Below are 26,894 nucleotides of genomic sequence, written 5' to 3' on the forward strand. Positions count from 1 at the left end.
TAGCCAAGCCATGTTCAAGCCCTCCATGTGCAAGTGAGATTATCAGTTTAGACCACCATAACTTTAAATCAAGGTCTAATCCCGCCTATTCCAGCTCGTCGCCGCTGGCATGCGTTCCATCCTGCAAATCCGCCGGTCTGTCGCAATCCGTTCGCTGTCGCGGTTCGTCACCGGTACAGTTCAACCATGCCAAACGGCATTAACGAAATCAACGAACGGGGTACGCCATGAACACCAAAGCAAAAAAACTCATCTTTGCCGCGCTGATCTTCCTGCTGGCCATTGCCTTGTGGCAGGCGGTCTTTGGCGACGGCATGTACGTCAATATCGATGGCGATGAAATCGACGGCCCGCTGGGTGCGGTGCTGGCGGTGGTGTTCGGCGGCGCGGGCATGCTGTTTGCCGGCCTGGTGATGGTGTGTGTGGCGGTCTTCCTGTGCATCCTGTTCGCCAGTCTCGGCATCCTCGCCGTCGCTGGCGTGGGCCTGGCAGCACTGGTGGCCGTGGCGGTGGTGTCGCCCCTGCTGCTGCCACTGCTGATCCCGGTTGGCCTGTACTGGATCTTCGTGTCCCGCCCACGCAAGCACCGCGCACAAGCAACCATGCAACAGGCAGTGTAACGATTCAACCGGAAGCGGCCGGGACCTGATGCCCCGGCCGATCCGCCTCCACATCCATCAGTTCCACCCGATTACGGCCACCACGCTTGGCGCAGTACAACGCCTGGTCGGCGCGGATCAGCGCCGAATCCCCGGCCGGATAATTCCCTCCCATAGCAGCAATCCCGATGCTGACCGTGATGCCCAGTGCGGCGCCGGTGTTGAGCTGCATGGGCGTCTGCTCCACGCGCTGACGCAGACGCTCGGCAAACACCGCCGCCGCATCCAGGTCGGTCCCCGGCAGCAGTATCGCAAACTCTTCGCCACCGATGCGGCCCAGCATATCGATCTTGCGCTGGCCGTCGCGCATCAGGTCCGCAAGCTGGCGCAGCACCGCATCACCCGCCGCATGGCCATATTCATCGTTGATGCGCTTGAAGTGATCGATGTCCAGCAACAGCACGGCCGCACAGGCGCCGATATCGCGCTGCAGGCGTCCCTGCTCTTCCTGCAGGCGTCCCATGAATTCACGCCGGTTCGACAGGCCGGTCAGGAAGTCGGTGGTCGCCAGCACCCGCAATTCATCGTTCATGCGGCGCCGTTCGGTGATGTCCAGCGTCGAGACAATCACAAAATCCAGGCTGTGGGTATGGCCCGGCATCACCAGCAGCGTCAGCTCGTTGAGGCGCGCCACGCCATCCAGCCGTTCAAAGCTGCCTTCGCAGGCAAAGAAGTGCTGCCCGCGCGCGAGCGCTGTGAGTGCGCGCGCAAAATTCGGCATCGCCGTGGCGTCGAAGTTCTGCGCCAGCGTCAATGCGCCGAGGTCCTTGCGGCCAGGCGGCGCCGCCACCTGCTCCAGCGCTGCCGCGTTGACATCCATGATGCGCACCAGGGAAGCCAGCCGCCGCAACTGGCTCGGATTGGCCTGCAAATACCCCTCCAGGTCCTCCACGCCCGACAGCTCCAGTTCGGCCAGCGCGCCGCGCACGGCGGACCAGTCCTGTTCCCACAACGCCACCGGCGCATGGTCGTACAGGCTGCGGAAGCGCGCCTCGCCGGCCCGCAGCGCTACCGCCGCCTGCGCCTGTTCAATCGCGATGCCGGCCAGGCGTGCGCCCTGCTCGATCAGGGCGATATTCGCCATGCTGGGCAAGCGTGCATCGCGGTGGTAGATCGCGAACGTGCCCAGCACCGTGCCGCTGGCGCTGAAAATAGGATCGGACCAGCACGACACCAGCCCCGCCTGCAAGGCGATGTCGCGGTATTCAGCCCACGATGGCGCGCTGCGGATGTCTTCCACGATCACGCGGTTACGCGTCACCACCGCCTGCCCGCAAGCGCCCATGCCCTTGCCGATGGTCAGGCCATGCACGGCGGCGTTGTAGAAGGCCGGCAGGCTGGGCGCGGCGCCCACCAGCAGATGCTCGCCGCTTTCGTCGAGCAGCAGGATGCTGCACAACATATCCTCGTTATCCGCTTCCACGCCCAGCACCACGCTTTCCAGGATGGTCTGCAGCGGCGCGCCTGTCGCCAGCAGCTCCAGCACATGGCGGCGCGTCTGCTCGCGCTGCTCTATCTGCGTGCGTTCGGTGATATCGCGGAAGGACCAGATGCGCGCAGGCTCGCTGCCCAGCTGCAGGCCGCGCGTATGCTTCTCGATCACGCGGCCATCCTTCAGATGCAGCACCTCGTGCTCTTCCTCGAACGGTGTACCGCGTTGCACGCCGGGCAGCGTCAGCTGCGCCGGTTCGTCCAGTCGCAGGCCGCTGCCCGCATGGCGTAGCTGTGCGCTCATGTGCGACATCAGCACCGCGCCATCGCTCTGCCAGTCCAGGTGCTCCGGCACATTCCACAGCTCGCGGAAGCGGCGGTTGGAATTGAGCACGGTGCCCTTGAGGTTATCGACCAGGATGCCGTCGATGGTCGAATCCAGGATGCTGCGCAACATGGCCTGGCTGCGCTGCGCGCTATCGGCCAGCACCATCAGCGTCGACTGGCCTTCCTTGAGTTCCTCGGTCAGCGTGCTGCTACGCTGCAGCCCTTCGCGCGCGCGCACGCGGCCACGGGCCAGCAGCCAGGTCAGGCACGCGAGCAGCACGCTGAGCGACACGCCAAACAGGCCAATCTGCTGTGCCTTGTCGCTGCGCGCCGAGGCAGGACCGGGCAGCATCGAGATACGCAACGTCCAGCGATGGTTGGCAATGCTGATTTGCTGGCGCGTGGTGCGCTGCTTGCCCTGCGCATTGGCGGCACTGTCATACATCAGCGCCGACGGTGCGATAGCGTCGCCATCGTAGATTTCCACATCCAGCGCGGCGGCACGCGGGCCACCCAGACCCGCCATCAGATCGCCCACGCGGAACGGCGCATACACCCAGCCGTTGATTGCAGCGCGGCGCTGCGCCAGCGTGGCAACTGGCTGGCCGTGGTTATACAGCGGCAGCACGATCAGAAAACCCGACTGCACCAGCTTATCGCTCTCCTGCACCAGGCGGATGCTGCCGCTCATCGCCGGCTGGCCGGAATCGCGCGCCTGCTCCAGCGTAATGCGGCGGCGCGCTTCCGATGCGGGGTCGAAGCCAAACGCCAGACGGTTGTTATCGCTGAATGGCTCCAGGTAGACGATAGGCGCATACCAGGCGCGTTCGCCCGGCGGGAACACGCGATAAGCAGGAAAGCCCTGGCGCCGCACCATCGCTTCATGCTCTTCGCGCTGGTGCGGACCAATCAGCTTCATGAAGCCCACGCCGTGCACACCGGGGAAGTGGCGGTTCAGTTCCTGGCCGAGGATATAGGTACGGAATTCATCCCGTCCCACGCTTTCCGAACTGGCGAACAGGCCCTGCACGCCATACAGCACCTGAATATAGGTCTGCATGCGCTGATCGAGATTATTCACCAGCTCCCGCACCCGGCCGTCGAAGTCGGCCTGGGCGTCCTGTTCGGCATCGGAACTGGCGCTATGCCATAGCGCAGCGGTCACACCCAGGCAGCCGGTCAGCACCAGTGCCGACAGGATCGCTGGCGACAGCAGATCCTGCAGCAAACGGCGCAGCCGTGCCTGGGTATGGGCAGGCATCTACACCTCGGCGCCCACAAATTGGTGGTAGCCGCGTGCGCGCAACGCGCAGGCCGGGCAAGTGCCGCAGCCATAGCCCCAGTCGTGCAGCGCGCCGCGCTCGCCCAGATAGCAGGTGTGGGTGCCGCTGCGGATCAGGTCCACCAGCTGCTGGCCGCCGAGTTCCTGCGCCAGCTCCCAGGTCTGCTTTTTATCGCGCCACATGAGCGGCGTTTCCAGCTTGATGCGGGTGTCCATGCCCAGGTTAAGCGCCACCTGCAGCGCTTTCATGGTGTCGTCGCGGCAGTCCGGGTAGCCGGAGAAGTCGGTCTCGCACATGCCGCCCACCAGCACCGTCAGCCCACGGCGATAGGCGACCGTGGCCGCCACCGTCATGAACAGCAGGTTGCGGCCGGGGACGAAGGTATTCGGCAGGCCGTTGGCCTGGGTTTCAATCGCGATGTCATGGGTCATCGCGGTTTGCGAAATGGCCGAGATCAGCGACAGGTCGATCATGTGATCTTCGCCCAACCGGGCGTTCCAGTCGGCCGACTGGTCGCGCAGGCTTTGCAGCAGTTGCGGGCGCACGGTCAGTTCCACTGCGTGGCGCTGGCCGTAATCGAAACCGATGGTTTCAACGCGCGCATAGTGTTTCAACGCCCAGGCCAGGCAGGTGGTGGAGTCCTGGCCTCCGCTAAACAGGACCAGGGCGGTATCGGTAGGCAGCATAATTCTTTCCAGATGAAGCAATATTATTAGTACGCCATCTTTCTGGGCAATCCGGTAACATGCTTACTAGCGTACACCTTATGGAGTCTCATGTTACCGGCATCGCCAGCAAAAAAACGGGCAGGATCACGAATTTTGGCACAAGTTGTGACAAAAGTATCCGGCGGACTTCTTACGGCCCTGTTGGCCATGGCGGCGCAGGCACAAGGTTTGAAGTATGACGTCCGTATCGACGCCCCCGGCGAGGTGCGCGAACTGCTGGAACACAATCTGGACCTGCTGCGTTTTCGCGGCAATGAACGCATCGACCGCGAACAGCTGCAACGGCTGGTGCGCGTGGCGCCGGAGCAGATCCGCACGCTGGTGGCGACGGATGGCTATTACTCCCCTGTGATCAGCGCGCGCGTGGACCGCGACTCCGCTACACCGCAGGTGCTCATCAAGGTGGAACCGGGCGAACCGGTCCGCGTGGGTGAAATCGCGCTTGAACTGCAAGGCTTTAGCGTCAATCCCGAACTGCCCGCCGACAAGCAGTTCGACGTGAATGCGCTCAAGGCCGCGTGGCCGCTCAAAAAGGGCGAGGTATTCCGTCAGGAGGCGTGGGAAGGCGCCAAGCGCGCCACGCTGCGCTCCGTGGTGCAGACGCGCTATCCGCGCGCGCAGCTGGTCGACAGCCAGGCCACGGTCGACCCGGAAGCCCATCTGGCCAACCTGCACGTGGTGATCGACAGCGGCCCGGAAATGCGTTTCGGCGAACTGCGCATCGAAGGCCTGAAACGCTACCCCGCTTCCGTGGTCCGCAACCTGAATCAAATCCATGCGGGCGACTATTACAGCGAAGCGGCGCTGCAGTCTTACCAGTCACGCCTGCAGGACACCGGCTATTTCGCCAGCGTGGAAGTCAGCGCTGACATGAGCGCCATCCTCAGCGAACAGCTGGATGCCGCAGCGATGACGCCGGAGCAGAATGCCGCCGCGCCCATGGCGCCCCTGCCGCTGCTGGTGCGCGTGGTCGAGAACAAGCGCAAGAACGTCAGCGCCGGTCTGGGTTATTCGACCAACACGGGTAACCGTGCCTCGCTGACCTATGACGATCTGTCGGTGTTCGGCCTGCGCATGAAAAGCGCGCTGACGCTGGAAACCAAGAAGCAGACCGCCACCAGCAATTTCTACTTCCCGGTCACGCCGGAAGGCTACAACGACAGCGTCGGCGCATCGTTTGAACGCAGCGATATTTCGGGCGAAGTCACCAGCGTGGCCAGCATCGCCGGCAAGCGCGCCTGGGGCACGCCACTGCTGGAACGCAGCCTGACGCTGGAGCTGCTGACCGAGACCAAGACCATTGGCGGCATCCCGTCCAGCCAGAGCAAGAGCTTGCCGCTGACGTACGGCGTCACCTGGCGCAAGCTGGACAACCTGCTGTTCCCGACCAAGGGCTATGCGCTGAACGCGCAGGTAGGCGGTGCGCTGCTGCCGATCCTGACCGATGAAGCCTTCGTGCGCGGCTATGCGCGCGGCGTGGCCTACCTGCCGCTGGGTGTGAGCACCAATGCGATCTTCCGCGCCGAACTGGGCGCGCTGACGTCACGCGACAAGAACGGCGTGCCGGCGGTGTACCTGTTCCGCGCCGGCGGCGACCAGTCGGTGCGCGGCTATGGCTATCAGGAGCTGGGGGTGGCACAGGACGGCGCCATCACCGGCGGCCGCTATCTGGCCACGGCCAGCGCCGAGTATCAGTACTGGTTCAAGCCGCAGTATGGCGCGGCCGTGTTCTACGATGCGGGTAACGCCGGCGACACGATCAGCGCCCTGCATCCGAAATCGGGTTATGGCGTCGGCGCGCGCTGGAAGAGCCCCGTGGGACCGATCAACGTCGACGTCGCGTATGGCCACGCAGTTCGTAAATATCGTTTGCACTTCTCGCTGGGATTCACCTTCTGATGACTGAACAAGATAAATCTCAGGACACCGTGGCGCCACGCCGTCGCTGGCCGCGCCGCGTGGCGATCGTCCTGGCCGTGCTGGTGCTGCTGGTGTCTGCCGCCTTCTGGCTGCTGGGCCGCGAATCGACCTTGCAGCAGCTGGTGCAGCGCATTTCCAATGCCAGCGGCGGACAGATTAGCGTGACGGGCGTTAGCGGTTCGCTGTATCACCGCATGCACGTGGATAAGCTGGTGTACCGCGCCAAGGACACGGTAGTGACGGCGGAACAGATCGACATCAACTGGTCGCCATTGCAGTATTTTTCCGAGGGTCTGACGATCAGCGAGCTGCATGCGCGCAGCGTGGTGGTGCAAAGCACGGGACCATCGGAGCCTTCCACCATGCCGGAGTCGCTCAAGCTGCCATTCAAGCTGAGCGTCTCGGATGGCCGCCTCGACAAACTGGTGCTGACCAGCGACGCTGGCAGCGATGTCATCGAACGTCTGCACGTCCGTCTGGATGGCGGCCAACAAGGATGGGAGGTGCAGGAAGCCTCCGCGCATACGGCGTTTGGCGACATCACGGCCGCGCTGACCATTGCGGGGAACAAGCCGTTTGCGCTGCAAGGAAAAGCGGCGCTGGCATATGGCAGCGCACCTGCTGCAAACGCGAAGGTGAACGTGCAGGCCAGCGGCGACCTGGCGCTGCTGAAGCTCAAGGTGCAAGGCGCGGCCAACGGCGCCAGCGGCGAAGCGGCACTGGCGCTGGCGCCATTCGATCCGGTGATACTGCGTGCCATCGACCTGACTGGCCGGGATCTTGACCCGGCAGGCTTCGACGCCAGCTGGCCGCAGGCAAAATTCGGCCTGAAACTCAGCGCCGCCATTGCCAAGGACCAGAAACTCTCTGGCCAGTTCGCGCTGACCAACCAGGGCAAGTCAGCGCCGCTGGACCAGAACGGCCTGCCGCTGCAGACTTTCAGCGGCCGCCTGGATGGCACGCTGACCGCGTCGGTGCTGGATAACGTGCTGCTCGACCTGGGCCAGGCTGGCAAATTCACGGGCGGCGGCAAAGTTCAGCGCAGCGCGCCCGACGCCGGCATCGATGCCGCCAATTTCAAGCTGCACACCGACCGCCTGGATCTGAAGAACATCCACAGCAGCATCGACAAGACCGCTGTCGCGGGCGACATTGCGCTCACCAGCACGCCGAAGCAGCAGGCGCTGACGGCCACGCTGGTTGACAAGGGCCTGCGCCTCGACCTGCAGGCCACGCTGGCGGACGCGCTGCTGCAACTGCACCAGGTGCGCCTGCAGGCAAAGAAAGGCAGCATCTCCGCCACCGGCCAGGCCAGCCTCAAAGACAGGCAGGAATTCAGCGCCAAACTACGTGCAGATCACTTTGATCCATCGGCGCTGGGTGCAGCGTATCCCATCGCCGACCTGAATGCCGACATCAATGCCAAGGGCGTGTTGACGCCAGCATGGCAAGTGGCGGCGGACTTCCAGATCAAGGCCAGCAAGTTGATGGGCCAGGCGCTGACAGGCAACGGCAAGCTGAATGCCGACGCCAGGCATATCAGCGGCGTCGATGCCCATTTGTCGCTGGCGCAGAATACGGCCGATGTCAGCGGCAATTTCGGCGCCCCCGGCGAGCAACTGCGCTGGAAGGTCGATGCCCGCCAGTTGTCGGCGGTGAGCAGCGACCTGCTAGGCGCCATCACGGCCAGCGGCATGGTCACGGGCAGCATGGACGCGCCGCGCAGCAGTTTTGAGGCGGATGCCAAAGGCCTGGCTTTCGCCTCGGCCAAGCGCGCTGCGGACAGCGTGATCCACGCGGCCGGCGATGTCGCCGTGGTCAAGGGCACGCCGCAGCTGAAAGTGGCGGGCAGCATTCAACGCCTGAACCCCGCCAGCTTCGGCGCGGCGCAGGCAGGCGCGATCAACGCCACGTTCACTGGCGATGCACGGCTGGCCAGCGACTGGCAGGCCGGCGTCAACCTGATGCTGCAGCCATCGATGTTTGCCAATGCACCCTTGTCCGGCTACGCCAGGCTGACTGCTGCCAAGGGCAGTGTCAGCAATGCGGACGTCGACCTTCACCTGGCCAGCAACAGCCTGCAAGCCAAGGGTAGCTTTGGCAGCGCGCTGGATAAGCTGGAATGGAAGCTCGATGCGCCGCAACTGGGCGCGCTGGGTCCGCAGTTCGGCGGCACGCTGCGCGCCAACGGCACGCTGTCCGGCACCAGTGCGCGTCCGGCGCTGGCCTTGACACTCAACGGCAGCAATCTGCGTACACCAGGCCAGCAGGAGATCGGCACCATTCGCGGCAGCGCCACGCTGGGCAATACGATCGCGATGGACAGCGGCAGCAACGTCAGCGCCAGCACCAGTACCAGCACAGCGCGCCGCGCCGCAACACGCAATAACGCGGCAGCTGCGGAGATTGCAGCTGACGTACCGCTGGTCAGCGACATCGAGATCACGCGCTACGTCTCGCCAGCGATATCGCTCGACAAGGCACGCTTGCAGACCAGCGGCACGCGCTCGGCCCACATCATCCAGCTGAGCGCCAGCAATCCGGACTTCGATGCCGCCTTGCGCGTAAAAGGTAGCTGGGCCAACGACACCTGGACCGGCGCCATCGACACGCTGCAAAACCGTGGCCGCTTCGCCCTCACGCTGGCCGCGCCAGCACCGCTGAAACTGGTCGCACCGGAAGACACCGGCGTGGCCGGCCTGCTCAAGCCTGAGCAGCTTGTGCTGGGCAGCACCGCCATCAATCTGCCTGCGGGTTCGGTGCGTATCGACTACCTTGAAAAGACCGGCACCGCCTGGCGCAGCAAAGGCCAGGCGGCCGGTGTGCCGGTCAACTATCTCGCCCAGCTTTCCGACGCCTGGCGCGACAACGTCCGCAGCTCCATGACCATCGGCGCTGACTGGAATCTGAACCTGCAGGCCACCACGCGCGCGCTGGCGGGCGGCGTCCACGTCTTCCGCGAACAGGGCGACCTCACCATCACCGGCGCCGACCTGCCGCAAGCCCTCGGCCTGCGCACCCTGGATGCGCGCGCCGATGTCACCGACGGCACGCTGCGCGTCCAGCTCAACGTCGATGGCAGCCGCGCCGGCCAGGCCAAGCTGGATGGCAGCGCCGTGCTACGCGACGGCCGCCTCGCCGATGACAGCACCTTCACCGTCAGCGGCAGCGCCAATATGGGCTCGCTCGCCTGGCTCGCACCACTGGCCGGCCAGCCCGGCCTGGAAATCGACGGCACGCTGAAAGCCGCCATCAGCGGCAGCGGCACCATCGCCGCACCACAGCTGAACGGCGACATCAGCGGCGACAAACTCAGCGTCAACTGGCTGGACCAGGGCATCAAGCTGCGTAACGGCCAGTTGCAGGCGCGCGTCACCGGCGACCAGCTGCAACTGCAAAAACTGGCCTTCGACGGGACGCAAGGCAGCGCCCAGGCGGATGGCTGGATACGCTACGCCGGCAACGAGGCCACCATGCAGCTCAAGCTCAGCGCCGACAAACTGGAAGTGCTGTCGCGCCCGGACCGCATCCTGGTGCTAAGCGGCCAAAGCACGCTGACGCGCGACGCCAAGCACTTCCAGCTCGATGGCAAATTCCGCGCCGACCGCGCCAACATCGAACTGGCGGGTGCAGATACGCCAACGCTGAGCGACGACGTGGTCATCGTCGGTAAAACCAAGCCTGCCGCCAAAGCGCCGCAGGGCATGCCGCTGAATATCGATGTCGAGGCAGATCTCGGTAATGACTTCGCGCTCAAGGGCAAGGGTCTGGATGCCCAGCTGGCCGGCACGCTGCGTATCCGCGTTGCCGACCGCCGTCCGCCGCGCGTCAACGGCAGCATCCGCGTGGTCAGCGGCACGTATGCGGCATATGGCCAGAAGCTGGCAATCGACCGTGGCGTCATCAACTTCACCGGCGCCTACGACAATCCCGGCCTCAACATCCTGGCCGTGCGCCGCCGCCCGGAAGGCGAGGCTCTCAGCGAGACCAATGTGGAGGCGGGTGTGGAAGTCCGCGGCACCGCGCTGGCGCCGCAAGCCAAGCTAGTATCAACGCCCACCGTGTCGGACAGCGACAAGCTGGCGTGGCTGGTGCTGGGCCATGGCATCGACAACACGCAGGGCAACGATATGGCCTTGCTCAGCACTGCAGCCGGCGCCCTGTTCGGCGGCGGCCAGGGCAAGCTGGCCAATGCGCTGGGCGTGGATGAACTGGGCGTGGGCCAGGCGGCGGGTACCTCGTCCGCAGGCGCGGCGACGGGCTTGCAGAATACGGTGGTCACGGTCGGCAAGCGCATTTCGGCGCGCGCTTACCTGAGCTTTGAACAGGGTGCGAGCACGGCGACCAGTCTGGTCAAGCTGAAGTACAAACTCAACCCGCGCATCACGCTGCAGTTCCAGACCGGCACCAACAACGCGCTGGACGTGCTCTACACCTGGGCGTTTGACTGACTGGGGTTGTGGTCGGGGACCGGATCATCCTGCGGTACGGGATGCGGCACGTTCGGCGGTACGGGATCGTCCGCCGGCACGGGATCGGGGGCGCGGTGAAATAATTTCATGGTCGTCACTCCAGGGGCGTGGGCATGGCGCCATTTTACCCCGGACTTCGATCTGGGGTCTGACCCCGTACGGGGTCAGACCCCTTCTACCGGGGTGATGCATGGCGCACGTATTTCTCCAGCCAGGCATGGGTTTCGTACAGCATGTGCATGATGGATTCCCGCGCCCGGTAGGCATGGGATTCATTCGGCAGCATCACCAGCCGCGCCGTGCCGCCCAAGCCCTTGATGGCCTGGAACATGCGCTCGCTCTGCAAGGGGAAGGTGCCGGAGTTGCTGTCTTCCGCGCCATGGATCAGCAGCATCGCGTCCTTGATCTTGTCGGCGTTATTAAACGGCGACATGGCCTGGTACACCGCCGGCGCCTGCCAGTACGGCCGCTCTTCGGACTGGAAGCCAAATGGCGTCAGCGTGCGGTTGTAGGCGCCGCTGCGCGCGATCCCGGCGCGGAACAGGCGCGTGTGCGCCAGCAGGTTGCCGGTCATGAACGCACCATACGAATGGCCGCCTATCGCGATGCGGTGGCGGTCGGCGACGCCACGCCGCACCACCTCCTCCACCGCTGCTTCCGCCGATGCCACCAGCTGCGGCAAATAGGTATCGTTGGGCTCATCATCGCCAGTGCCCACAATCGGGAAGGAGGGATTGTCCAGCACCGAATAGCCCATCGCCAGGAACGCCGCCGGTCCCCAATAGCTGACCGCATTGAAGCGGTAGGGTGAACCGGTGTTCTGGCTGGCCGCGCCGACGGATTTGAATTCCTGCGGATAGGCCCACATCAGCATCGGCAGCGGACCATCGCGGGCGGCGTCGTAGCCGGGTGGCAGCATCAGCGTCGCCGTCAGTTCCACGCCGTCCGCGCGCGGATAGCGGATCTGCTCCTTGTACACATCGCGCAGCTGCGGCGTCGGATGCGGATAGTGCGTCAGCGCCGTGAGCTGCTCGCCTTCCGGCTTGTTCAGATCGCGCAGATAGTAGTTGGGCCGCTCGGTCGGCGACTCGCGCGTGGTGAGCAGCAGCGTACCATCGTCGCTGAGGATGGCCGCGACGTTTTCAAAATACGGTGCGGCGCTCTGGAACAGCCGCTCTTTCTGCCTGGTGGTCAGGCTCAGACGGTCGATGAAGGGACGGTCGCCCTCCGGCGTGGCGCCCGCGCCATCCAGCAGCACCGTGGTGCCGGGGCCGATCAGCAGACGCGGGAAGCCATTCAGGTCGGCGCGCAGCACCGGCGAGCCGGGGCTGTTATAGCGGTCCTCGTAAGAACCCGCGTGGATCAGTTCCGGCGGCCGCGACAAATGGCCCGGTGCGATCATCCACTGCTTGTAGTCGCGCGTCTTGTGCCACCGTTCGTTAATCAGCGCGACATCATCACGGCCCCAGGCAATACCGGCGTAGCGCATGGTCAGGCGCGCCAGCACCAGCGGCGGTTCGCGGAACGGCGCCGCGTGCAGCATCACCAGATCGCGGATGCCATCAATCACCTCGCGCGCGGGATCGCCGCCATCCTGGGCCTCCGCCCACGCCAGGCTGGCCGGCGCGTCCGCGCGCCAGGCCACGTGGCGCACGCCTTCGGACACGGCATCGTTCCCCGGCGGCAGACCTTCTTCCAGCGGCAGATTGGCGACGGTGTGCACAACCTCGCCGTGCATGTCGCGCACCTCCAGCCGCTCGCCAAAGCTCGATACCGGCACGATGTACGAATACGGCCGCGTCATGCTCTGCGTCAGAATATATTCCCCGCTCGGCGCTATCGAGGTGCGCGAGAACGGTCCCGGTGCGCCCACCAGCCGCATTTTGCCGTGCACATCGACGAGCGCCATCTGCACCGTGATGTAGTACTCGAACAGACGCGCGTCGTCTTCATTCTTCAACAGATCCTGGTAGGTGCGCAACTGGCGCACATGGCCGTCGGAAGTGCTGTCCTGTTCGATCGGCCCAAACGGCACGCCGCTCGAAGCGGGCGGCTTGCCGATCCCGGCGGGCCGCCAGTGCACCAGCAGTGCGCTGCTGTCCGGCAGCCAGTTGAAGCCGCGCGTGAGCACGGTGGACAAGGGCTGCGGCGACAGCTTGCGCGCCTTGCGGTCTGCGATATCGACCACCCACAGCTCGACCGCGCCGCGCTCGCCCTGCAAGGCCACGTGCGAAAAAGCCAGATAGCGCTGGTCCGGCGACCAGCTCAGGTCCGACAGGCGCAAGCCGCGCGGCAGGCCACGTATGCGGCTTTCCTTGCGCGTCGCCACATCCAGCAAGGCCAGGTCCGTACCAAACGAAAAGCGGGATGAAGAACAGGTGCGCGGGTTGATGCGCAAGCCGGCCAGTTTCAGCTCCGGCTGCGCCACTTCGGCGATGCCGGGTAGCGGCGGGGTTTGAATCACGGCGACGAGATTGCGTTGCGGGCTCAGACTCAGCGCCGGTGCGCGCGCGGCATCGACGATGTCTTGCAGCGCCGCGGGCGGCAGGCGGTAGCCGCCCTGCTGGGCGCCGGCTTGCGGCGAAGCGGCCAGCAGGCCTAAATTCAGGGGCAGCACAGACAATGGTTTGTTCATGGATGTCCTTTCGGTCCAGAAGCAGGGGCTGCTGCAGTTCAGTTTGCTCATGCTAGCCTTGATTGTCAATCCGTGCCGTACAATCACGGTTTTGACGATTCCGCACCTGGACAGATTATGGAAATGACCACACTCGTACTGCTGCTGCTCGTGCCGCTGGCGGTATGGCGTATTTACTCCCGTCTCAAGATCGTGCTGGGCCGCACCAGGTCCGAACTGTGGCGCCACTACGCCACGCTGGCGGTGATGGTGGTGATGCTGCTGGCGGTGACGGTACAAGTTCTGGGTAACTGGACCGCGCTGGCGGCGCTGCTGGCCGGCGCCGTGGTGGGTGGCCTGCTGGGCCAGCGCAATATGAAACTGAGCCGCCTGGAAAACCGTCCGGAAGGCTTCTTCTACACACAGAACCGCAAGCTCGCGCTGCTGGTCTGCATGCTGTTCATCAGCCGCCTGATCTACCGTTTGTTCGAAGCGTATCTGCATATGCATAACGGCCTGCCGCTGGACCCGGACTTCCTCGGCAACCCGATTTCGTCCTGGCTGTTTGGCCTGCTGGGCGGCTTCTACGGCGTGTATGCCGGACTGCTGGTGCAATGGCGGCGCAGCCAAAAACCGGTGCCGCGCCCGGTTGATATTTTCGACATCAAATAAGCCACAGTGCTATCTTGTAAGCTGCTGTGTGCGGTGGATTTGGTGGTATGCTGAATCTATCCGCAAGGCAACAAGATTGCACTGCTATGAAGACGTCCATCTACGACAAGACCACCAAAGGCAGGGAAGAAATCGCCACCCGCAAGTACCAGCTTGCGTCGCGCTTGCGTACCCTGCTGGTGCTCGTCGATGGCCACCGGTCCGAGGAAGAACTGCTGCGCAATGTGGCGGGACTGGGCCTGAACCACAGCGCCTTGCAGGAACTGCTGGCGCAAGACTACATCGTGCTGGCGACCAGCTATGCGTCGCTGCCGGAACCCGATCCGCTGCCGTTACCTCTGCCGCTGCCACCACCGTCCACGATCGCGCTCGACCAGGTGCAGCAATTCCAGTCGGTGTACAACTTCTATAACAAGACCATCAAAAGCACCATGGGCCTGCGCGGTTTCACCTTGCAACTCAAGGTTGAGAAAGCGGGTTCGGTGGACGAACTGCGCCTGTTGCGCGCGCCCTATCTGGAAGGCGTCACCAAAGCAAAGGGCCGCGATACCGCGGCCCTGCTGGTGCAGCAACTGGATCAGCTGCTGGCGGGTTAGGCCGCCTTCGCTGCCGCTTCCTGCTGCTGGCGGCGCTGCAGCACGAAGATCGGCTGCGCCCACTGCGTGTCCTTCTTCTTTTTGCTCGTGATGAGCGTCAGTTCCGAAGGATCGTAGACGTCGGTGTTGTGGGTCAGCGGCGTCGTCATCAGGTACTGGGCGTCGGTGTTCTTGAGGAACTCGCCGACCAGCTGGATGTTACGGATATCCAGGTGGGCAAACGGTTCGTCGATGAACACAAAGCCGCCGGAACCTTCTTCCGACTTCAGCAGACCAATCAGCAGCACCAGCGATTTCATCACCTGCTGGCCGCCCGACGCTTCGCCGTCGTTCATGCCGATCACCCCCTTGCCGTCGAACTTGAAGCGCACGTGCAGGCCAGCTTGCGCCAGCTGCACGTCGTCGTTCTCCAGGCGGACCGGATCGGTGCTCACCTCGATGCCGGCCAGCTGGCCCAGCTCCTTGATGTTGGCCGCATAGGTCTTGATGGTGTAGCGCAGACGCTCCATGTAGGCGCCACGGGCATTGCCGGTCGCTTCGATGGCGCGGTTGTTCTGGTAGCGGCGCTCTTCGGTTTCCGACTGGCGCGAATGCAGCTGGTCGTTCAGGCGCTGGTACTGGTCGATCACGGTCGCATCGAGCTCCCAGTCGCTGCGCGCCAGGCTGGCTTCCAGGCTGTGGATACGCAGATTGACCTGGTGCGCGTTCTGGTGCTCTTTCACCAGCGCGGCACGGCGTGCCACACGGCGCCAGGCCTGCGGCAGATGGCGCCAGCTCTTGCGCAGCGCCAGCAGCGCCTTGGCGTGCTCGCTACGCTGTTCCAGCGCGCGCTTGTGATTCAGACGCATGCCAGCTTCCGCTTCCGACAGCGCGAAGCGCGCGTTCTGCCAAGTGGTGTCGGCGCGGGTGCGGGTGACCACGGCATTCTTGATGAGGTTTTGCAGCTCGCCCAGACGTGCGCCGACGTCGGTGCGCTCCGCGCGCAGCGGCACGGCATTGCTGGCGGCATCGGCGAATTCCTCCGAGCGCGCTGCCAGTTCCTTGGCCGCATCGACGCCGGCCAGACGGGTTTTCAGCGAGCTGATTTCCGTCGCCAGCTTGGACACTTGCAGCGTCAGCTGGTCTTCCTGCGCTTCCAGCGCCGGCAGCGATTTCTGGATCGCTTCCATCCGCTGGGTGCGGCCAGCGGAACCGAAGCGGTAGCGCGAAACTTCCACAAACAGCGAGCGGCCACCACGGCGTTCACGGTGATAGGCTTCCGGCGTGATCCACTCTTCGTGGCTGCCCAGCTTTGCGCCCACATCCACGCTGTCCACGCGGGTGATGCGCGACAGCTGTTCGACCAGCCATGCAGGCACTTTGGCCGAGAAGTTCACCACCGACATCAGCGAGTTGTCTTTGATGGTCGGCGCATGCACCAGGTCCGGCACGATGAAGTGGCGATAGCGCTCCTTCTCCGCCAGACGGTAGGCAGCGGCGGCATCGGACGATTTATCCAGCAGCACCACCGACGCGTAACCCGACAGCACGCCTTCCACCGCGCCCTGCCATTTCGGATCGGTCACTTCGACCACATCCGACAACATGACATGGCCGATGCCGGCATCGTTCAGCACCTTGCGCATGCTGCGCTGTGCTTCCGGTTCCGGCATCGCGGTTTTGCCCTGCAGCGCGGAGATGGTCGACAGCTCGCCGGCAATCCTGGCCGAAATGGCGTCACGCGCGGTGCGCTGGCGGGCCAGTTCGATTTCCTTTTCCTGCAGCGTCTTCGCTACTTCCGCCAGGTCGGCGCCGGAATCGGCCGCCAGTTTTTCCAGGCGGGCCTTCTGTTCCAGCAGGCTTTCCAGCGGCTTGAGTTTGGTGTTGACGTGCGTGAGGCGGGTTTGCAGCGAGGTCAGTTCCTGCTCCAGTACCGTCTCATGGCTTTGCGCATCCGACAGCGCCTTGGCCTGGCTGGCCAGCATCGAACGCTTGTCGGCCAGTTGTGCGTCGGCCTGCATCAGCGGCTTGCGCGCTTCGCGCAGCTGGCGGCTCAAGTTGCCGTTCTTCTCGCGTACCTCATGGTACTCCAGCGACGGCAGCACTTCTTCCTGCAGGTTGCGGCGTTCCTTGTTCAGGTCTTCCCACTGGTGGTAGTTGGCCACGCGCAGGCGCAGGCCTTCCAGATTGGTCCTGGAGGCTTCCAGCTCCGCTTCAAAGCGTTTCAGTTCCGTTTCGGTGTCGCGCTGGTGGCGCTTGGCTTCGTCGTACGCATCCAGCACTTCCTTGTCGCCGAACACCTGGAACACCAGGTCCAGCAGCTGGCGCGGTGCGTATTCGCACAGCTTGTCGGTCTCGCCCTGCTCCAGCGCCAGCACTTTGGCCATCGCCGGCGACAGGCCGGCATTGGCCAGGCGCTTACGGTAGTTCTCGACGCCCAGCCAGTCGTTGCCAGCGTCGCCGATGTCTTCGATCTGCACATTACCCGGACGCATAAGGTACTGGCGCTTCCAGTCGCCGCCGTTTTTCTGGATCTGGCAGAACAGCGTGACTTCATCATCGCTGAAGAAGCCGGAGCTGCGGAACGGACGGTTGGACAGCTGGCGGCCCATTGGCTTGTTGTCCACCACGGCGCGCAGCCAGGCGGTTTGCTGGCCGCTGTGGCGCGCGTAGTGTTTGTAGGTACGGCCCATCGAGCAGTCCAGACCAAACAGGGTGCGCAGCGCGTCCAGCAAGGTGGTCTTGCCGGAACCGTTCTGGCCCGCGATGGTGATGATCTTGGCGTCCAGCGGGATATTCTTGATGCGTTGCCAGTAATCCCAGTGGACCAGTTCTAGCGATTTAATGTGAAACATGGCTTAGTCCTTGGCTGGAGTGTCGTCTTCGATCGGCGCCGGTGGCGGCGGTGGTATGTCGAAGGCAGGCAGGATTTCTTCTTCGTCGGTGGCGACGACATCGACCGCAATCGGCGGCTCGCTGCGCGGCACCGCGACGATGGTCGGCGGCGAACGTTTGAAGACGTCGGCCAGCGCGCCATTGACGATGCGCTCTTTCAGCAAGTCGGTATCCATCAGCAGGTCCAGCAGCGGGCCTTCGACGACGACATCGCCGCGGCGCTCGATGAAGCCCAGCTTGGACAGGATGCCGAGGTTCATGTCCAGACGGGTCTTCTTGCCCAGCTTGTCGCCAAAGTCGGCCAGCAGCGCCTTGTAGGCGATGCCGATGGAGGTGTCTTCCGCGCGCGGCAGCGGCTTCTCGACGCCGAACATATCGTTCTGGTTGTCTTCCGCGTGCTGGTGGGTTTCCTGGCGTTCGCGCTTGGGCAGGATGATCTGCGCCCACAGCACCACCAGCAGCGCCACGCCATCACGCGACAGGCCGAAGTTATTGTTTTGCCAGACGTCCTTGGCGCCGAAAATCTTCGGCTCGATATTGCGGTGCAGGGCCAGCGTAACGTGGTCGGCATAGACGTTGTCCAGCAGCTTGAGACCAACCGCCAGCAGGCGTCCATCGACTTCGGTGCGGAACTGTTCGTCCGACAGCACGCGCTTGACCAGTTTATCGTCACGGCGCAGCGTCTGGTGCGACAGCAGGCGCGCGATCAGGATTTGTGCATCATCATTCATCAGACTTGTCGCCTTCCGGATTCAAAGACAGTGTAAGGGAGGCTAGGGACATGGCTGCGACTTCGAGGTCGGGCAGCTTGACCATTTCATCTTGCGGCGAGAACGTCACCGGCAGCCGCGCCAGTTGGGCGGTGGCGCCCTGCAGGCGCGCTTCATCGGCATCGCCCAGCAGCGGCAGCAGCGAGGCGCGGTATGACGCCACGGCAAACGATGCCGGCAGCAGCGACTCGTGCGCCTGGATGGATTTCGGCGCTTCGTCCGCAGCAGCCGGGAAGTTGCCCAGCGTGGCGAAGTCGGACAGGCGCGCCAGCCAGTCGTCCAGCTCCTGCTGCATGGCAGGGCCGTCGCTGACGGTGGTCGGCGCATCGGTGCCGGCCGGCAGGCCATTGGATACAGTGGTGTTTATGCGGTCGGCCATTAATTCGGTTTCTGCTACGTCTATCATTTCTGCCGGCGTCATGAACAGCGGTACGACCGGCTTGTCGATGGCGTCCATGGCCAGCGAGGCCAGGTCTTCGTGTTCCAGCAGCCAGCGCTTGATGTCCGTGGTGGACAGGCCGGACTGGCCCAGGTGCACGCGCTGGCGCTCGATCTGGTTCAGGGCGCGCGAGAACATGCCCTGCATGTTCAGCAGCGCCGACTGGGCGCGGCCGATGGCCTGCGCGGCCTTGTGGGTGGCGCTGTCGGCATTTTCGTCGGTGGTGATGGCGCGCAGGATTTCCGAGCCCTTCTCCACCCAGTCGCACGCCATATGCCACTTGGCCTGCGAGGCGCGCAGGCGGAATTCCGACCCGGACGCAATCGCATCGGAGAATTCTTCGGTCAGTTCCACCAGGCGGCCCAGCAGGTGATGCAGCTGATCGACCGTGACGCCGCCCATGACCTGGGCGCCAGCCACCTGCGACAGCAGGAAGCCCATTTCGGCGTTGTCGTCTTCTTCCTTGCCCAGGGCCAGCAGCGCGTCGATGGCCGACAGCACGTTGCGCGCCATCGGCGTGATGCGGTACACGGCCTGCTGCGCATCCCAGGCCAGCAGCTGGTTGGTGCGCAGGCGCATCAGCACCGTCTCCAGCGATTCCGGCAGCAGGTAGCCCAGGCGGGTATTGATGTCCGCGCGCGAGAAACTGGTCGAACTGGTGTCGCCAGCCAGTTCGCGCAACACCAGCAAGCGCACCAGCACACCGTCAAAACCGCCGTGAAACAGTGCGGTGAACACCTGCAGCAGCGGCTGCGCGCGTTTCAGGTGGTAGACCTGCTCGATCTCATCGGCGGAAATGTGCGGCTGGAAGTGGGCTTGCAGGCTGTCTGGCACTGCATCACTTGTTATAGGTTCAATCATTCTTTGCCATTCTGTGGTCCCCGCCATTGCATTTTTTGCAAACAATTCTGATTATCGCGGGGGGCGTCAGTATAGCAGGCGGCTACTTCTTCACGACCTTTTCCAGTGTCTGGTCGACGAAGTCGCCATCGTTGTCGTTAAAGCGCACGCGCACCGGGTACCAGTCCATCGACGGCGCCAGCCACAGGTCCACCTGCTGGCCCTGCGCATCCGGCGGTGGCGCCTTGACCAGGTGGACGGTATTGACCTCGCCCGAGCCGATTTGCACGGTCTCGTTCTTGAGCACCTTGAAGCTCCACTGCTCGGCGTCGCGGCGGCCCGCCACGAACAGATGCCATTCGCTGCCCGGCTTGAACTTGTCCGGCGTGGCGCGCGCCATCGCGGCCAGCTGCCACTGGGCGCTGCTGCGATCCTGTTCGCCCCCCAGTATCGGATAGGTGACGTCGCTTTCAGTAAATGCAATGGTCTTCTCGGCGCGCTTGAAGCTGGTGGTGTACGGATCCTTGCGCAGGCGCTTCTCGTAGAAGCTGGCTGGCGCCAGGCCGAAGTCGTCGATCGCGCCTTCGCTGCGGTTTTCCACCACCTTGCCGAAAATGGCGGCGCGGCTTTCGGTGGCGATGGAATATTTACCATCGCCGGCGCGCCACTGCACGGTGGCGGTGCCGTTCAGCGACAGGCCGCTTTGCTTGATTTTCAGGCTGTAGCTCAGGTCAGCCGATGGCGGTGCACTGGTCGGACGCTTGCTGCTCGGGTGTTCGCCATTGGCCGCTTCGGCCGCGTGCACGGTGTAGGTGGAAAACGCCAGCAGCAAGCCGGCGCACAAGGTGGTCATTTTCTTCATTTGTCTGTCATCTTCATAGTGGAGACGGTTTGCGTGGTCAGCGCGCCGCTCGCTTCGGTGTTACGGATCTGCACCGGGTACCAGTTCATGCCTGGTGCCAGCCAGATATCCAATGTGGACGAATACGTGCCCGGCTTCGGCGGCCGGCTCAGATGCCAGGTCACCAGCTTGCCCATCTTCGTCTCGATTTCCTCTTCGCCTACCAGCTGGAAGCGGAACACGGTGGCTTCCTTTTCCTCGCCTACCTGTATATCGATGTCGCTGCCAAACTGGTTGACATCGGCCCGGCCGATGCCGCCCAGCTGGAACGGCACCGTGGCTTTGTCCTGCGCCCCCACCAGCAGCGGGAAACTGCGCTCCGACGCGGAAAAGCTGATGGTGCCGGTGTCGCGGTTAAAGTGGGTCGCGGTTTCAGGGCGGCGCGCGCGCTTTTCCGTGGCCGTGAGCGGGGCGATGCCATAGTCATCGATTTCGCCCTCGCTGCGCAGCACCAGCAGGTTGATGCGCGTGACCAGCAGGCTGATACCCGCCTCCACCGAAGCGCGATAGCGGCTGCCGTCAGTATGCCATGTCATGGTGGCAGCCCCCGTCCATTTGGTGCCGTCGGCATCGACCCGGTCGACCGACATCTCAAACACGGCCGATGGCGGCAGGTTGACCTTGTAGCGGCGCATGCCCTGGCGCGGTGCGGCCTGCGGCACTGCGGCGGCCGGCGTTTCGCCCTGCGCTACTGCGGGTGGCGGCGTACCGGTCTGCGCCTGCGCAGCGCCGGCCTGTTCACCACCTGCCGCTGCCGGCGCGCTGAGGGCGATGTCGCTTGCCGCAGCAACGACCGAAGCCGCATCCGCCGCCGCCTGCGCGGTTGCTGCGCCGGTGTCCGCGCTGACCGGCGCCACCACCGCTTCGCGCGCTTTCGGCTTCGTCCTGACAATGGGTTTGGGCGCTGCCGCCAGCGGCTGCACTTCCGGTGCCGGTGGCGTCGCCACACGCTTGGGCAAGGCCAGCCGCAACTGCGCTGTCATCAGAGACGGCGCCAACGCCGATGGTCTGTGCGTTTGCGCACTCAAGCTTCCACCCACCCAGTCAATGGCGGCATAGTGCAACGCCAGCGTGGCGGCACACAAAACCAGCACACGCCGATGCCGGGCAAGGAGGGAAGCAATCGTCATGGCCGCTAGTTTAAACGGGATCGCCCATCTCGGCTTTACAGACGCAGAAATGTTGTCAAAAACTTTTGAAGGGCGTACAAATATCTGCTACGCTAAACGCGCTAAAAACGCCCACCTGACAGGAGAGTCTCATGCCGCATCCGCAAATGCCGAACATCCCCGGCGCTGGAGTAATGAACGACACGCTGGACTTCGTAAAAAACCTGTGGGGCAGCATGGGCGTACCAGGCCTGACGGCGCCGACCCTGTCGGTCGAAGAACTGGACAAGAAAATCAACGACCTCAAAGCGGTCGAGAGCTGGCTCAATCTGAATATGAGCATGCTGCGCGGGAGCATACAGGCGCTGGAAGTCCAGCGCGACACCATCGCCACGCTGAAGTCCGTGGGCGCCAGCCTGGCCTCGGCGGTCAACACGGGCGTCAACGACAAGTCGATTTTCGACGCCAATCCATACGCTTCGGCCTTCTTCCACCATGCACGCGAAGCGGACAAAGAACAGGCGACCACCGCGCCGAAAGCGCCGGAGCCGCCAGCCAAAGCCGCACCTGAGCCGGAAGCGCCGAAAGCCGCTGCCGCAGCCGGTACAGGCACCGGCACCATTGGCAGCCAGCCCAACGCCTGGTGGAACCTGCTGCAGGAGCAGTTCAAGCAGGCCGTGTCGACCGCCATGGCGTCCGAATCGATGATGACCGATGCAGCCGTCAAATTCGCCGCAGCGGCCGCCAGCGCGCAGCAGGCTGCGAGCAAGTCTGCTGCCGGCGCGGCGCCCGCAGCATCGCCAGCCGCTTCAACGCCAGCGGCGGTCAAACCGGCAGCAACCAAGCCGGCCGCGAAAAAACCGGCGGCGAAAAAGCCTGCCGCCAAACCGGCCAAGCCAGCGTCCGATAAACCGTAACGGGAATTACGCCAGCCGCTGGATGCGGATGGCGTCAATCAGGCCGTCGGCCTGACGCTGCACTTTCTCGATATCGATCAGGCCCTCCTGTTCGAGCAGCCTGGCGCTGTCGTGGGCGGCCTGAAAACTGTCCAGGGTGTCACCTTTGGCGGAGACTGGCCGTATCCAGGCGACGCCTCCGACCTTCATTTTTTTATACACTTCCATGGCGATATCGCGCATATTTTGTGCCCTTTATTTGCCCTCAATATTGACAGCGAATCAAGCGCAGACAGGGCTGCGCCATAAATCAGTGTAATCATTTGGCGAAGCTGAAACAAGCGCGCTGTTGCGTGGCGCCGTCAGTTTAGTTGCCGGTCCAGCGCGTGCTCTCGGGGACGGGGCCGTTTTCCGCCTCATATTCGCTGGCTGCCGCAGCGGCCACCACGCCAGAAACAGGCGCCAGCAAGGCCAGTTGCTCCATGAGCTGGGCGAAGCGCTGCTGTCCCGGTGCGATGGCGTCAACATGCATCAGCACCCCGATGGCTTCATCGGCCAGACCGCGCTCGTAACCGTTGTTCTGCAAATGCGAGATCAGGATTTGCGCGGAGTTGAACAGGATACGCATATTGTGCGGCAGCGCCTTGCGCGCCACGCGCATCCACTCCACAGCCTGGGCGAGTTTGCCCGTCTTCCACAGCAGTACGCCCTTGTTCATCATTTCGGCGGCTTCCTGCCGCGCATTCTTGATGAGCTCTATGCCCTCCTCGCCCATGCGCGCCCGGTCAAAGATCTTCTGCACATCGTCCAGCAGCGGCACATTGTCGTGGTTGTTGCGGGTGACGTAGCACAGCAGATTCACCGGCGCATCCTTGACGCCGACCGCAAACAGCAGCGTCGCCATGTCCAGGCAGGTTTCAGTGTCGGGACGCTGGCGGCCTTCATCGGCCAGCATGGCCTCCAGCTCATCGCCCGACTTGCGCGCACGGCGGAAGTCGCCGCTCTCGTGATACACCAGGCCTTCGGTGATCTTGGCGCGCAGCGTGACCTGGTCGCCGCCGAACTGGTGAACGGCGGCATTCAGCAGGCGGATGGCTTCCTTGGTGTCGTTCTTCTGGCCGCACACGCGCGCCAGGCCAAGATAGGCGTCAACGGTTTTGCGCACCGAGAACTCGCCGATCTCGATGCATTTGCGGAAGGCCTTTTCCGCCACCGGGATATTGCCCAGCTTGAGCGCGGTCTGGCCCAGCGCGCGCTGGCGCGGCACGGAATTGGGCGACAGCTTGGCCGCTTTTTGCAGCACGTCGAAGGCCTCTTCCGTTTTGCCCTGCTGCTGAAAGGATTCCGCCAGCTGGTCGAACGCATCGATGTAGAAACGGTTATCGGTAATCACCGCCTGGAACATCATGCGCGCGGCTTCCAGGTCGCCGTTGGCCATGCGGATTTTACCGAGGCCGCAGCGCGCCCAGTTGTATTCGCGGTCCTGCAGCACCTGCTCATACACCTGGCCGGCCTGTTCGGGATCGCCGCTTTTCAACAGCAGCGTGGCTTTCATGCGCTGCAGGTCGATCGCATGCAGCGGATTGTGGGCGATCTGCGCTTCGCACAGCTTGGCCGCGCGCAGGTAGTCCTTGTCGGCAAAGGCCTGGTCGATATCACTGAAAATCTGCTTCTTGACCCATACGCGGTTCAGGCGCGTCAACAGCACGCCTTCGGTAATCGGCTTGATGATGTAGGCATCCGGCTGATGCTCGGCCGCCCCCATCACCGACTCCACGCTTTTTTCAGCCGACACCATGAGCCACACGCTGGACGGCAATATAAGGTTGCGGATGCGCGCCTCCTCCAGCACCTGCTGGCCGTTCTTGCCGTCGCCCAGGTTGTAATCGCACAGCACCACGTCGTAACGGGTTTTCGACAGCAGCACCATGGCCTCGCCGCCACTGGACGCCTGGTCGATATGTTTGGCGCCGAGGTTGCGCAGCGACTCGCGCAGCAGCTGGCGGATACCGACGAAATCGTCAATGATCAGGTAGCGCTTTTCGCCCCAGTCGATACCGCCTTCAGCCGAGTGTGAGGAGGTCATGACGTCCACGCTCATCGTTATGGCAACCGCAGGATAAAGCAGCCGCCTCCCAGCGTGCCGCCGTTTTCCAGCGCGATGCTGCCGCTGCGCTGGCGATGCTTGTGCATCTTGGCGACTTCGCTGGAGAAGTACAGGCCAAGACCGCTGCTATTGTTGAGGAAGTTGATGCGCGAGCGTTGCGGATCCATGGCGTTGACGCCCGCCTCCAGCAGCGAATTGGGGAAGCCCAGGCCATTGTCCTCGACGCGCACCTCAAGGTAGTCGCCATCAATCGTGATCGCCATGCGGACGCGGTCGCGCGTGTAGCGGATGGCGTTGTTGATGGCGTGGACCAGCACACCGATCACGAGGTCTTCGTCGAGGGACCAGATGGCGTGCTGCGGATAGTCGATATCCAGCGTCACGCCGCGCGATTGCAGCAGCATGCGTGCCTGCCCTTCTACCTGTTCCACCAGCTCGCGCACGCTGCGCGGCGCCGGATCAAACGGATAGCCAGGTTTGCCGACGTCCTTGTACAGCGCCAGCAGCTGGATCAGGTTATCGTTGAGGCGCTTGGTCTGGTACAGCATGTGCGCCATCTGGCTGTATTCAGGGGCGCTGGTGCTCTGATGGGCGGCGAGCAGATTCTCCAGCGTGCCACTCAGCACGCTGATCGAGTTTTTCATGTCATGCACAGTCGACGCCAGGAACATGAACAGCTCCGGTGAGCCTTCGTGCTGCTGCGCTTCTTGGTCATCCATTGCGATTCTCCATGGACAGCGCGGGATAGTTGTTCAGTGACCGATTATAGCAGTGACCGAAGCACCGCAACCATCCCCGCGTCCTACCGGCTGGAGGGCTAAGGCTTATCCCAGCGTCCCGACATCGCAATCATGCCCATCATCTTCAGCGTATTGCCGTAATAATCATTGTCTTTCAAGGTTTGCCCCTGCAGGTCTTTCCAGACCGCGTTCAGCCAGGCCTGGTTGCCGGCATCCACCATCGCCGCCACACCCAGCGCGGAGACAAACGGCAGCTTGTCATATTCCGCTTCCGAGACTTTGCCGCCCAGCGTATAGCCCGCGGCAAAACGTGCGGGATCGTTGCTGGTGACAGCACGCGCCCAGCGGTTGATCGGTTTGAGCATGGCTAAGGCCCGGCGGTCGCCATAGATCAGATAATCCAGCGCAACCCGCCACGGGAAACGCGACGCGTTCCAGGAATAGTTGCCATCATTGGGGCCTTCGAGAAAATCGGCGGCGGCTGGCGCGGGCGCACCATCAAGGCGGTAGACAAAGTCCGGCACCAGTCCCGTATTGCTGCTGAAGTTACGCTGCATCAGATCGGCAACCGCATAGCTGCGGTCCTGGACTGACTGCCAGCGCGCGTCGCCGGTGCTGAGCGCAAAAGCCTTCAGATGCGACAGCATGAAGTCCGAGGTGCGCGTGCTGTATTCATAAGTACGGTCGTCGTCGATACGTGCCCAGTCGCCCAACAGCAGATACTTGCCGCTTGGGTGCACCTCGTAAGCCATGATGGCACGCAGCACGCGCTGGGCTTCGGCCTTGTAATTGATCGCGCCGGTGCTGCCCCATTTGTGGTCGGCCAGCAGCAGTGCGTAGGCGATATCGAGATCACCATCGGTGGCGCTGGCGTCGCCGCGCTTGTCCTCGCCGGCATTGGCGCAGCCTTTGACCTGATTCCAGGCCATCAGGCCGGCATCCGAGCTGGCAGGATGATCGTGGAAGTAGCGCACCATGCCATCAAACACGGTATGCGCCTCGCTGTCCTCGTCAGCCATCAATACGCTGATCAGCATGCCGTAGCCATGCGCTTCCGACACGGTGATGGTATCCGCAGCCGTGCCGCCGCCAACCGCCTTGCCATCGGCATTCACCTTCACGAAATAGCGTCCATTGCCGCATTCCTGCGCCACGTACAAGGCCTTCCACTGCGCATAAAAATCGACGCGCTGCCGGGCCAGGGCGGCGGCGCCGATGTGATTGGGCAGAATGGTTCCGGCGGTGTAAGGCAGGCGCGTTGTTACCGCTTTCAGAACGCCGCTCTTGACCGGCGCAGCAGCCGGCGCGGGCGCGCTACCCATCAACGTGGCATGGCTATCCGACGCGCCGCCACAGGCTGGCAGCAGTAATACCATCAGCATGGCGGCAGCAAGGCGCACCAGCGGGAATGCGTGAAATGGGGGATGTACTGTCATGAAGACCTCTCCAGGTGAACACCGCGCTGGATTGCGACGGCTGCTGGCAGTCTAGTGACAGCCGCAGCGCAGCGCTGTCA

At 63.6% G+C, this 26,894-nt stretch carries 19 protein-coding genes; 6 read left to right on the forward strand and 13 right to left on the reverse strand.

Translation table 11 applies throughout. The features are described from left to right. Positions 1-227: 227 nt before the first annotated feature. Positions 228-620 (forward strand): hypothetical protein, encoded by a 393-nt coding sequence (locus GTP58_RS10205; protein WP_072786956.1) that lies wholly within the window; start codon positions 228-230, stop codon positions 618-620. A gap of 4 nt (positions 621-624) precedes the next feature. Here GTP58_RS10205 and GTP58_RS10210 read toward each other — a convergent pair whose 3' ends face one another. Continuing rightward, positions 625-3,678 carry a CHASE domain-containing protein gene (locus GTP58_RS10210; RefSeq protein WP_161077444.1) on the reverse strand — a complete coding sequence of 1,018 codons (3,054 nt, stop codon included), beginning with the start codon at positions 3,676-3,678 and terminating at the stop codon, positions 625-627. Beyond that, on the reverse strand, positions 3,679-4,386 hold the full coding sequence (gene queC, locus GTP58_RS10215; protein ID WP_161077445.1) for a 7-cyano-7-deazaguanine synthase QueC: 708 nt from the start codon (positions 4,384-4,386) through the stop codon (positions 3,679-3,681). 189 nt (positions 4,387-4,575) lie between these two features. Here queC and GTP58_RS10220 point away from each other — a divergent pair, with 189 nt between their 5' ends. Together GTP58_RS10220 and GTP58_RS10225 are read left to right on the forward strand one after the other, a co-directional pair. Next, the gene (locus GTP58_RS10220) at positions 4,576-6,327 is read left to right on the forward strand and encodes an autotransporter assembly complex family protein (protein ID WP_229215579.1); all 1,752 of its coding nucleotides are present in this window, start codon (positions 4,576-4,578) and stop codon (positions 6,325-6,327) included. Next, positions 6,327-10,799, forward strand: coding sequence for a translocation/assembly module TamB domain-containing protein (locus GTP58_RS10225; protein WP_161077447.1), 4,473 nt, complete (start codon positions 6,327-6,329; stop codon positions 10,797-10,799). Before GTP58_RS10220 ends, GTP58_RS10225 begins: the two co-directional genes overlap by 1 nt. Here GTP58_RS10225 and GTP58_RS31615 read toward each other — a convergent pair. Beyond that, positions 10,778-10,909 (reverse strand): hypothetical protein, encoded by a 132-nt coding sequence (locus tag GTP58_RS31615; protein WP_255490691.1) that lies wholly within the window; start codon positions 10,907-10,909, stop codon positions 10,778-10,780. The two genes, GTP58_RS10225 and GTP58_RS31615, sit on opposite strands and share 22 nt — an antisense overlap. A gap of 86 nt (positions 10,910-10,995) precedes the next feature. Beyond that, entirely contained in the window at positions 10,996-13,455 is a 2,460-nt protein-coding gene (locus tag GTP58_RS10230; protein ID WP_161077448.1) for a prolyl oligopeptidase family serine peptidase, read from the reverse strand. A 123-nt stretch (positions 13,456-13,578) separates the two neighbouring features. Between GTP58_RS10230 and GTP58_RS10235 the strand changes: the two genes are divergently transcribed. Together GTP58_RS10235 and GTP58_RS10240 are read left to right on the forward strand one after the other, a co-directional pair. Further along, entirely contained in the window at positions 13,579-14,106 is a 528-nt protein-coding gene (locus tag GTP58_RS10235) for a hypothetical protein (RefSeq protein ID WP_229215532.1), read from the forward strand. 86 nt (positions 14,107-14,192) lie between these two features. Next, positions 14,193-14,702: a hypothetical protein gene (locus tag GTP58_RS10240; protein ID WP_072786950.1), complete on the forward strand. Its 510-nt coding sequence runs from the start codon at positions 14,193-14,195 to the stop codon at positions 14,700-14,702. On the opposite strand, the gene GTP58_RS10245 is transcribed toward GTP58_RS10240, so the two are convergent. From GTP58_RS10245 to GTP58_RS10265, 5 genes are all read right to left on the reverse strand, one after another. Continuing rightward, on the reverse strand, positions 14,699-17,536 hold the full coding sequence (locus tag GTP58_RS10245; protein ID WP_161077449.1) for an ATP-binding protein: 2,838 nt from the start codon (positions 17,534-17,536) through the stop codon (positions 14,699-14,701). The two genes, GTP58_RS10240 and GTP58_RS10245, sit on opposite strands and share 4 nt — an antisense overlap. A 3-nt stretch (positions 17,537-17,539) precedes the next feature. Beyond that, a complete protein-coding gene (locus tag GTP58_RS10250) occupies positions 17,540-18,307 on the reverse strand; it encodes a hypothetical protein (protein WP_229215533.1) in 768 nt (255 codons plus the stop codon). Beyond that, on the reverse strand, positions 18,300-19,646 hold the full coding sequence (locus GTP58_RS10255; RefSeq protein WP_072786947.1) for a hypothetical protein: 1,347 nt from the start codon (positions 19,644-19,646) through the stop codon (positions 18,300-18,302). Before GTP58_RS10255 ends, GTP58_RS10250 begins: the two co-directional genes overlap by 8 nt. An 82-nt stretch (positions 19,647-19,728) precedes the next feature. Beyond that, positions 19,729-20,478: a DUF3108 domain-containing protein gene (locus tag GTP58_RS10260; protein WP_161078109.1), complete on the reverse strand. Its 750-nt coding sequence runs from the start codon at positions 20,476-20,478 to the stop codon at positions 19,729-19,731. Between the two features lie 5 nt (positions 20,479-20,483). Next, positions 20,484-21,656, reverse strand: coding sequence for a DUF3108 domain-containing protein (locus tag GTP58_RS10265; protein WP_161077450.1), 1,173 nt, complete (start codon positions 21,654-21,656; stop codon positions 20,484-20,486). A 131-nt stretch (positions 21,657-21,787) separates the two neighbouring features. Between GTP58_RS10265 and GTP58_RS10270 the strand changes: the two genes are divergently transcribed. Continuing rightward, positions 21,788-22,552, forward strand: coding sequence for a PhaM family polyhydroxyalkanoate granule multifunctional regulatory protein (locus GTP58_RS10270; protein WP_161077451.1), 765 nt, complete (start codon positions 21,788-21,790; stop codon positions 22,550-22,552). 6 nt (positions 22,553-22,558) lie between these two features. On the opposite strand, the gene GTP58_RS10275 is transcribed toward GTP58_RS10270, so the two are convergent. The 4 genes from GTP58_RS10275 to GTP58_RS10290 all read right to left on the reverse strand — a co-directional run bounded on the left by GTP58_RS10275 (position 22,559) and on the right by GTP58_RS10290 (position 26,814). After that, the gene (locus GTP58_RS10275) at positions 22,559-22,774 is read right to left on the reverse strand and encodes a hypothetical protein (protein ID WP_072786943.1); all 216 of its coding nucleotides are present in this window, start codon (positions 22,772-22,774) and stop codon (positions 22,559-22,561) included. 124 nt (positions 22,775-22,898) lie between these two features. Continuing rightward, a complete protein-coding gene (locus GTP58_RS10280) occupies positions 22,899-24,617 on the reverse strand; it encodes a tetratricopeptide repeat-containing response regulator (RefSeq protein WP_229215534.1) in 1,719 nt (572 codons plus the stop codon). A 17-nt stretch (positions 24,618-24,634) separates the two neighbouring features. Then, the gene (locus tag GTP58_RS10285; protein ID WP_161077453.1) at positions 24,635-25,357 is read right to left on the reverse strand and encodes a sensor histidine kinase KdpD; all 723 of its coding nucleotides are present in this window, start codon (positions 25,355-25,357) and stop codon (positions 24,635-24,637) included. A gap of 98 nt (positions 25,358-25,455) precedes the next feature. Further along, positions 25,456-26,814 carry a glycosyl hydrolase family 8 gene (locus GTP58_RS10290; protein WP_161077454.1) on the reverse strand — a complete coding sequence of 453 codons (1,359 nt, stop codon included), beginning with the start codon at positions 26,812-26,814 and terminating at the stop codon, positions 25,456-25,458. Positions 26,815-26,894 lie beyond the last annotated feature (80 nt).

The sequence above is a fragment of the Duganella sp. CY15W genome (assembly GCF_009857555.1).
Classification (GTDB): Bacteria; Pseudomonadota; Gammaproteobacteria; order Burkholderiales; family Burkholderiaceae_D; genus Rugamonas; species Rugamonas sacchari.

What these genes read in the sequence shown, in the direction of transcription:
- GTP58_RS10265 (WP_161077450.1), bottom strand. Translation starts at nt 21,656, where the DNA reads ATGACGATTGCTTCCCTCCTTGCCCGGCATCGGCGTGTGCTGGTTTTG.
- GTP58_RS10260 (WP_161078109.1), bottom strand. Translation starts at nt 20,478, where the DNA reads ATGACCACCTTGTGCGCCGGCTTGCTGCTGGCGTTTTCCACCTACACC.
- GTP58_RS10205 (WP_072786956.1), top strand. Translation starts at nt 228, where the DNA reads ATGAACACCAAAGCAAAAAAACTCATCTTTGCCGCGCTGATCTTCCTG.
- GTP58_RS10220 (WP_229215579.1), top strand. Translation starts at nt 4,576, where the DNA reads ATGGCGGCGCAGGCACAAGGTTTGAAGTATGACGTCCGTATCGACGCC.
- GTP58_RS10270 (WP_161077451.1), top strand. Translation starts at nt 21,788, where the DNA reads ATGCCGCATCCGCAAATGCCGAACATCCCCGGCGCTGGAGTAATGAAC.
- GTP58_RS10210 (WP_161077444.1), bottom strand. Translation starts at nt 3,678, where the DNA reads ATGCCTGCCCATACCCAGGCACGGCTGCGCCGTTTGCTGCAGGATCTG.
- GTP58_RS31615 (WP_255490691.1), bottom strand. Translation starts at nt 10,909, where the DNA reads ATGAAATTATTTCACCGCGCCCCCGATCCCGTGCCGGCGGACGATCCC.
- GTP58_RS10285 (WP_161077453.1), bottom strand. Translation starts at nt 25,357, where the DNA reads ATGGATGACCAAGAAGCGCAGCAGCACGAAGGCTCACCGGAGCTGTTC.
- GTP58_RS10275 (WP_072786943.1), bottom strand. Translation starts at nt 22,774, where the DNA reads ATGCGCGATATCGCCATGGAAGTGTATAAAAAAATGAAGGTCGGAGGC.
- GTP58_RS10290 (WP_161077454.1), bottom strand. Translation starts at nt 26,814, where the DNA reads ATGACAGTACATCCCCCATTTCACGCATTCCCGCTGGTGCGCCTTGCT.
- GTP58_RS10230 (WP_161077448.1), bottom strand. Translation starts at nt 13,455, where the DNA reads ATGAACAAACCATTGTCTGTGCTGCCCCTGAATTTAGGCCTGCTGGCC.
- GTP58_RS10280 (WP_229215534.1), bottom strand. Translation starts at nt 24,617, where the DNA reads ATGACCTCCTCACACTCGGCTGAAGGCGGTATCGACTGGGGCGAAAAG.
- GTP58_RS10250 (WP_229215533.1), bottom strand. Translation starts at nt 18,307, where the DNA reads ATGAATGATGATGCACAAATCCTGATCGCGCGCCTGCTGTCGCACCAG.
- GTP58_RS10225 (WP_161077447.1), top strand. Translation starts at nt 6,327, where the DNA reads ATGACTGAACAAGATAAATCTCAGGACACCGTGGCGCCACGCCGTCGC.
- queC (WP_161077445.1), bottom strand. Translation starts at nt 4,386, where the DNA reads ATGCTGCCTACCGATACCGCCCTGGTCCTGTTTAGCGGAGGCCAGGAC.
- GTP58_RS10240 (WP_072786950.1), top strand. Translation starts at nt 14,193, where the DNA reads ATGAAGACGTCCATCTACGACAAGACCACCAAAGGCAGGGAAGAAATC.
- GTP58_RS10255 (WP_072786947.1), bottom strand. Translation starts at nt 19,646, where the DNA reads ATGATTGAACCTATAACAAGTGATGCAGTGCCAGACAGCCTGCAAGCC.
- GTP58_RS10235 (WP_229215532.1), top strand. Translation starts at nt 13,579, where the DNA reads ATGACCACACTCGTACTGCTGCTGCTCGTGCCGCTGGCGGTATGGCGT.
- GTP58_RS10245 (WP_161077449.1), bottom strand. Translation starts at nt 17,536, where the DNA reads ATGTTTCACATTAAATCGCTAGAACTGGTCCACTGGGATTACTGGCAA.